Here is a 7,040-nt window from a genome sequence, read left to right as displayed (position 1 = left end):
GTCATTGGGTCATTTTTTCTTTTTAACTTTTACTTTTACGACGGAATAACGCGATGAACCTTGACCAAAGACTTTTTTTTTTACAGGTTCTTCAACAGGTGTCGCATTCTGAACAGGCTCAGGCTTTTCTTCAACATTCGTCTGTGTCTGAGCGTTCTCTGTATTTTCCCGCACCTCCGTCTGCGCCTGTACGGGCTGAGTCACGGGTTCGGGAACAGGTTCTGCTTTCGGTTCAGGATTTGGCACAGGCTTAGACTTGGGCACATTGGCATACGCCTCAGCAAAAAGTCTGCTCTGTGCATCAACAAGAGGTTCTGACGCAGGAAGTCTGATATATGTACCGTCGGGCTGCATATCACGTGCCTTGACGTTATCTTTCATCTGCGTTTCAAACAGTTCAATAATGCGCTGTTTTATCTCATCGTTCAGCACAGGTGCTGCGACTTCCACGCGGCGGGTGGTGTTTCTTGTCATGTAATCGGCAGAAGAGATATACACATTTTTTCTGACACCGCTGCCGAATATATATATTCGGGCATGTTCGAGATACCTGCCCACTATCGAGCGAATGCGCACATTTTCGGTAACGCCCGGTATGCCTGCCACAAGACAGGATATACCTCTTATGACCATCTCGACCTTTACGCCTGCCTGCGAACATTCGATCATCTTATCGATCAGGACTTTGTCGGTCAGCGAATTGAGTTTCGCGCCCACATAGCCCTCGCCGCCCGCTTTTGCGACAGCTATCTCGTTATCCATCATTTCAAGCAAACGGTTTTGCAGACAGTGCGGCGCTACCAGCAGCAGCTTGCTGTCCTCGACAAGTTCACCTATGGAGAGTGCGCGGAACACTTCTTCCGCTTCATGTGCTATCTGCGTATTGGCAGTCATAAGGCAGAGGTCGGTATAAAGACAAGCTGTCTTTTCGTTATAGTTGCCTGTGCCTATCTGCGTGGTGTACTTTACTCCCTCTGAGGTCTTGCGGGTTATAAGGCACAGCTTTGAATGAACTTTCAGCCCCTTAGGACCGTACATTACACGACAGCCCGCTTCTTCGAGCTGTTTTGACCAGCCGATGTTATTTTCCTCGTCAAAACGCGCTCTCAGCTCCACCAGCACCGAAACTTCCTTGCCGTTTTCAGCGGCGGCACACAGAGCCTTTATGACCTTAGAATGCTTTGCCACACGGTAGAGCGTCATCTTTATGGAGACCACGCTTTCGTCCTTAGCGGCTTCATTCAGCATTCTTATAAAATGCTGTATAGTTTCGTAAGGGTAAGACAGGAACAAGTCGCGTTCATCGACCTGCTCTATCATCGGGCGGCTCTCGTCTATCATGCGCGAAAGCTGAGATGTCTGCGGCTCATAGAAAAGTTCTTTTTTATCTGCCGCCTTTTCAAACACAGCGAACACATATGACAGGTCAAGTGGAGTTTTCTCGACAAAGACCTGTTTTTTGGACAGTTCCAGTCTTGTGCAGAGTTCTTTCTGGAGAGGTTCGGACACCTGTTTTGAAAGCTGTAATCTCACCGCACAAAGGCGCTTTCTCTTGTTTATCAGCTCGGACATGTTCTGCCTGAAATCAAGTTCACGGTCAAAACTCTCATCAACATCAATATCGGCGTTGCGGGTTATGCGCATGAGGGTCTTTTCTTCGACTTTATAGCCTGAGAATATCTTATCTGTGTAGTGGAATATCAGCTCTTCCACCAGCACATAAGCTATGGAATCGTCCTGACGCGGCAGGAAGATCACCCGCTGGAATTTCTCACTGCACCCTATGATGCCCAGTGTGACACCGCTTTTAGAGGTCAGCTTTGCCGCCACGTATATGCTCTTGTTCGGCAAAAACGGGAACGGGTGGCGCTTGTCGATTATCAGCGGGCTGAGAAAAGGCTTTATCTCGTAAGCATAGTAAGCCTCCAAGAACTCCGCTTCCTGCATCGTCAGGCTCTTCATGCTCTTATGCTCTATATTTTTAGGTTCGAGCGCTTTGTGTATGGTCTTGAAGCTCTCGTCCTCCACCGCTATCAGTTCACGCACCCTTGTGAAGATAGCACTCAGCTGTTCTGAGGGCTTCATCTTCGACTTATTATCCTTGTGCGAGTCGTCCACCAGTGAAGCATCATACAGCGAACCCACCCTGACCATAAAGAACTCATCAAGGTTACTGCCGTATATCGACTGGAAAAGCAGTCTTTCAAGCAGCGGATTGCGCTCATCGCGGGCTTCTTCCAGCACACGCTCGTTAAATTTGAGCCATGAAAGCTCACGGTTATCATATACCCTGTTTTTCACGGTATTTTCTCCTATCATAAAATAAGCTATACCTATTATATTACATATTTCGGTGATTGTCAACCACCGCCGCAAACAAAAACAGCGTCCTGCGGGGGACGCTGTGATGTTCTATTTCATCAGACTCCTGCCCACTGCCTGTTTCCAGCCGTCTGTCAGGCGAGAACGTTCGCTTTCCTGCATGGCGGGGATAAACTCGCGGAATTTCTGCGATACGCGGTTAAGTTCTTCGCGGTTCTCCCAGAAGCCGCAGTGCAGTCCCGCAAGGAATGCCGCGCCTGTTGCGGTGGACTCCACATTGCGCGGGCGAATTATGCTCCTGCCCAGAATATCGGACTGGAACTGCATGAGGAAATCGTTCTGCGATGCGCCGCCGTCTACCTTGATAAGCCCCAGCGCTGAGGTGTCCTCTTCCATCGCCTTTATGACATCTGCCGTCTGGTAAGCGATGGCTTCCAGTGCCGCACGAACGATATGCGCTCTGCCCGCGCCCCTTGTCAGCCCGCAGATGACACCGCGCGCATCGCTGTCCCAGTAGGGCGTGCCCAGTCCAACAAATGCGGGGACGAAGTAGACTCCGCCGTTATCGGGGACGCTTTCGGCAAGGGCGGCTGTTTCTTCTGCCGAGTTAATAATGCAGAGTTCATCGCGAAGCCATTTCACCACAGCACCCGACACGAAAACTGAGCCTTCCAGCGCATAAGTGACTTTACCGCCGATGCCCCACGCGATAGTGGTCAGCAGACCGTTTTTGCTCTCGACACATTCATCGCCCGTATTCATAAGCAGGAAACCGCCTGTGCCGTAGGTGTTCTTGACATCGCCTTTGAGGTAACAGCACTGCCCGAAAAGCGCCGCCTGCTGGTCGCCCGCACAGCCGCATATGGGTATCTCAGCGCCAATGACATCGGCAGATGTTACCCCGAAATCGCCCGAAGAATTTCTCACCTCAGGGAGAATGCACTCGGGAATGCCCAGCAGACCCAGTATCTCTCTATCCCATTCAAGGGTGTGTATGTTGAAAAGCATCGTCCGTGAAGCGTTGGTGTAGTCGGTGGCATGCACCCTGCCGCCTGTCAAATTCCAGATGAGCCATGTGTCAACTGTGCCGAAAAGCAGTTCACCGCGCTGTGCCCTTTCGCGCACACCGTCAACATTGTCGAATATCCACTTTATCTTCGTCGCGGAAAAATAAGGGTCTATCAACAGACCTGTCTTACTGCGGAAGAACTTATCAAGTCCCTGTTCTTCAAAACGGTCGCAGGTATCGGCGGTGCGGCGGCACTGCCAGACTATCGCATTGTAGACAGGTTCGCCTGTTGACTTATCCCATATCATCGTAGTTTCACGCTGATTTGTAACGCCGATGGCGGCTATCTCGGATATGTCTTCACCGCCGGTTTTGAGAAATTCGATGCAGTCGCGCAAAGCGTGAAGCTGTGAATCGAGTATATCCTTAGGGTCATGCTCCACCCAGCCCGCTTTCGGGAATATCTGCGGAAATTCGTACTGCGCCGCAAAAACTTTAGCGCCGCTCCTGTCAAAAAGCACCGCACGCGATGATGTTGTGCCCTGATCTAAGGCAAGTATGTATTTATTCATGGAACATCGTCCTTTCATTTTAGATTATAATTATATATGCTTACCCCGCTGACACACCACAAAAAACAGCGGTCTAGCAAAACTTAAAGTGGTTGGCGGATATCTTTCCCCCGCCGCTGGCAGGGGAAAGATATCCTGCGATCAATTATCCTTTTGTTTACCGCATTTTCAGCCGGTGTGCTAAAGGGATAGTCATATAATTATATGATACTACCAAAATCGGTTATTGTCAAGATGAAATTTTGTTTAATGACTGCAATTCTTAAATCACATAAACAAACATATTATTTAGCGAGGTGATGAAAATGAAAAAATTCAGAGTGACCGAACTGCTTATCTCAATAGTCAGCGCAGAACTGGTCGGGGCGCTTTCCGCGCTGGTATCGGGCGGACAGTTCAGAGAATTCTTTGCGGCACTCGAAAAGCCGCCATTTGCTCCGCCTGCATGGCTTTTCCCTGTGGCATGGGCGATATTGTATGCGCTGATGGGCTACTCGGCATACCTTATTTATATTGCTGACAGCAATGGAAGAAACAAAGCGCTGAAAATTTACGCGGCACAGCTTTTCGTGAATTTCCTGTGGTCGCCCGTTTTCTTCGGTATGAAGAGTTTTATCGGCGGGCTGATCGTCATAATACTGCTCGATATAATGGTCGCAATGATGATATGTGCTTTCTCAAAAGTGCGTAAAAAATCAGCGCTGATAAATCTGCCGTATATGCTCTGGTGCATATATGCAACATATCTGACTGCGGGCATTTACATGCTTAACAGGTAAAATTTTCGGACATAAGCACAGCGCATTATGCCATAGTATTTCTGATGCAAAGTCAGGAGTGCTGTGGCTTTTTTCTTTGATATTGACAAAGAAGCAACGCTGTGCTATAATTTTTACTGACATGGAAAACAGGTTTGAATTTGTGGAAAAGAATGGGTCAGTGCAGGGTGCTCGTATAATTGTTGACAAAGAAACGGGTGTCCAATATTTATCGGCTCACCGGACTATAGCAATCCGCCTTAAAATTCAGACAAAATCCAGTCACAAAACCCATAAATCCCAGCTTTTGCGACCGGATTTTGTGAATTTAAAAAGTTGTATCGCTATAATGCAGGAGGACTCACTGTTCCGGTCGATAAGGACGGAAAACCTTTACTTGACCCCAAATATGCAAAGTGATAAATTCTTATCTAAGCCCCGAAGCACTTTGTAACGCTTCGGGGCAAAATTTCTGTATGGGTACCCGTCTTATCCTGTGAAGAACGCTTTTTTGAAAAAACAGGTGACAAATCTTCAAAAGTGTGCTATAATGTATAGGCTGTATTTGATGATATGACCGTCCCATTAACACAATTTTAGGAATGCGGGTATCACAAGTTTATAATGTACAGATTTCAGGAGGAATAAAAATGATAAGACATATATGTATGTTCAAGCTGAAAAACGAAAACAAGGACGCTTCGGTGAAAGAGTTCTGCGAGAGGGCTGAGAGCTTGAAAACTCTGCCCCAGCTGAAAAGATATGAGGTAGTCACCAACGACAAGCGCACACCTGACAGCAACTATGATGTTTCGCTGATATTCGACTTTGACAGCGTTGATGACCTGAACGCTTACCAGACATCGCCTACACACATCGAATTCGGCAAATTCGTTGCGACCGTCAAGGAAGAGAGAGCCTGCATAGATTACGAGTTCTGAGGCAGGATATGGCTAAGGTAAAAACTTCTTACGTATGCTCGAACTGCGGATACGAAACAAGCAAGTGGAACGGAAAATGCCCCGACTGCGGTGAGTGGAACACCTTTGAAGAGGTAGAACTTCAAGTTTCGGCAAGGACGGGCGGCAAGGCAAAGTCGGTGACTGTAAAAGATGTTTCCGACAGTATACTCAATATAAACTCGGTAGATGCCAGCCACAACGAGATACGCTACGACACGGGCATGCACGAACTGGACAGAGTGCTTGGAGGCGGTCTGGTAAAGGGTTCGCTGGTGTTGCTGGGCGGCGAGCCGGGAATCGGAAAATCGACTATGCTGTTGCAGATATGTCAGACAATGGGCGATGACCACACTATTCTTTATGTATCGGGCGAGGAATCCACAAGGCAGATAAAACTCAGGGCGAACAGGCTGGGTGTCAACAACGATAATCTCTACCTGCTGGCTGAAAATGATGCCGAGAGCATATGCGCCGCGATAACCAAAGAGAAACCTGAGATAGTCATAATCGACTCGATACAGACCATGAGCATAAGCGGGATAAGTTCTGCACAAGGCTCTGTAACACAGGTGCGCGAATGCACCAATCTCTTCATGCGCACAGCAAAAAGCGAAGAGATACCCATATTCATAGTGGGTCACGTAAACAAAGACGGTGCCATCGCGGGTCCTAAAGTCATGGAACATATCGTTGACTGCGTGCTGTATTTTGAGGGTCAGCGAAACCTGACCTACCGCATACTCAGGGCGGTCAAAAACCGTTTCGGCTCGACAAACGAGATAGGCGTTTTTGAAATGGCTGACAGCGGTCTTCTGGAGGTCGAAAACCCCTCTATGCTGATGCTTGAGGGCAGACCGGTCAATGTTTCGGGAAGCTGCGTCGCCTGCATAATGGAGGGTTCGCGCCCCATAATGGCTGAGGTGCAGGCACTTGTGTCAAAAAGCAGCTCATCACAGCCAAAGCGCACCGCAACGGGATTTGACTACTACAGAATGTCGATAATACTGGCAGTCCTAGAAAAACGGCTGGGATATTTCTTCGGGGGACTTGATGTTTTCATAAATATCGTCGGCGGTCTGAAACTGGACGATACGGCGGCTGACCTCACTGTGGCTATGGCGCTGTATTCAAGCGTTACAGATAAAGTGGTCGATGACAAGACGATAGCTTTCGGTGAGATAGGTCTGGGCGGAGAACTCAGAAACATCACCCACGCAGAACAGCGCATACAGGAAGCAGAAAGAATGGGATTTGAACGGTGCATACTCCCCTACTACACTGTAAAAAAGCTGAATACAGCAAAATACAATATGCAGATAATCGGCGCTAGGTCGATAAAGGAAGCATTTTCGCAGATAGGTTGATTGTAAAATTTTTGTGAAGCCATTCTAATCCCTTGACTTTTATATTGGATTAT

6 protein-coding genes are annotated in these 7,040 nt (G+C 48.1%); 4 read left to right on the top strand and 2 right to left on the bottom strand.

Going from position 1 to position 7,040, the window contains the following annotated elements:
- Positions 1-9: 9 nt before the first annotated feature.
- Both ppk1 and glpK read right to left on the bottom strand, forming a co-directional pair.
- A complete protein-coding gene (ppk1, locus tag CUS_RS18310; RefSeq protein ID WP_002853543.1) occupies positions 10-2,301 on the bottom strand; it encodes a polyphosphate kinase 1 in 2,292 nt (763 codons plus the stop codon).
- 111 nt (positions 2,302-2,412) lie between these two features.
- Positions 2,413-3,903 carry a glycerol kinase GlpK gene (gene glpK / locus CUS_RS18305; RefSeq protein WP_002853577.1) on the bottom strand — a complete coding sequence of 497 codons (1,491 nt, stop codon included), beginning with the start codon at positions 3,901-3,903 and terminating at the stop codon, positions 2,413-2,415.
- Between the two features lie 305 nt (positions 3,904-4,208).
- Between glpK and CUS_RS18300 the strand changes: the two genes are divergently transcribed.
- From CUS_RS18300 to radA, 4 genes are all read left to right on the top strand, one after another.
- Entirely contained in the window at positions 4,209-4,682 is a 474-nt protein-coding gene (locus CUS_RS18300; RefSeq protein WP_002853501.1) for a TspO/MBR family protein, read from the top strand.
- 121 nt (positions 4,683-4,803) lie between these two features.
- Positions 4,804-5,115 carry a DUF6440 family protein gene (locus CUS_RS20815; protein ID WP_227945497.1) on the top strand — a complete coding sequence of 104 codons (312 nt, stop codon included), beginning with the start codon at positions 4,804-4,806 and terminating at the stop codon, positions 5,113-5,115.
- Between the two features lie 196 nt (positions 5,116-5,311).
- Positions 5,312-5,602 carry a Dabb family protein gene (locus tag CUS_RS18290; protein WP_002853563.1) on the top strand — a complete coding sequence of 97 codons (291 nt, stop codon included), beginning with the start codon at positions 5,312-5,314 and terminating at the stop codon, positions 5,600-5,602.
- 8 nt (positions 5,603-5,610) lie between these two features.
- Positions 5,611-6,987, top strand: a complete 1,377-nt coding sequence (gene radA / locus CUS_RS18285; RefSeq protein WP_002853511.1) for a DNA repair protein RadA — start codon at positions 5,611-5,613, stop codon at positions 6,985-6,987.
- Positions 6,988-7,040: the final 53 nt, after the last annotated feature.

The organism is Hominimerdicola alba 8, assembly GCF_000178155.2.
Classification (GTDB): Bacteria; Bacillota; Clostridia; order Oscillospirales; family Ruminococcaceae; genus Hominimerdicola; species Hominimerdicola alba_C.
This window is presented reverse-complemented; position numbering and strand designations above follow the sequence as displayed.

Bases quoted from the DNA above. Each gene is read 5' to 3' on its own strand.
- glpK (WP_002853577.1), bottom strand. From the start codon at position 3,903: ATGAATAAATACATACTTGCCTTAGATCAGGGCACAACATCATCGCGT.
- CUS_RS18300 (WP_002853501.1), top strand. From the start codon at position 4,209: ATGAAAAAATTCAGAGTGACCGAACTGCTTATCTCAATAGTCAGCGCA.
- CUS_RS20815 (WP_227945497.1), top strand. From the start codon at position 4,804: ATGGAAAACAGGTTTGAATTTGTGGAAAAGAATGGGTCAGTGCAGGGT.
- CUS_RS18290 (WP_002853563.1), top strand. From the start codon at position 5,312: ATGATAAGACATATATGTATGTTCAAGCTGAAAAACGAAAACAAGGAC.
- radA (WP_002853511.1), top strand. From the start codon at position 5,611: ATGGCTAAGGTAAAAACTTCTTACGTATGCTCGAACTGCGGATACGAA.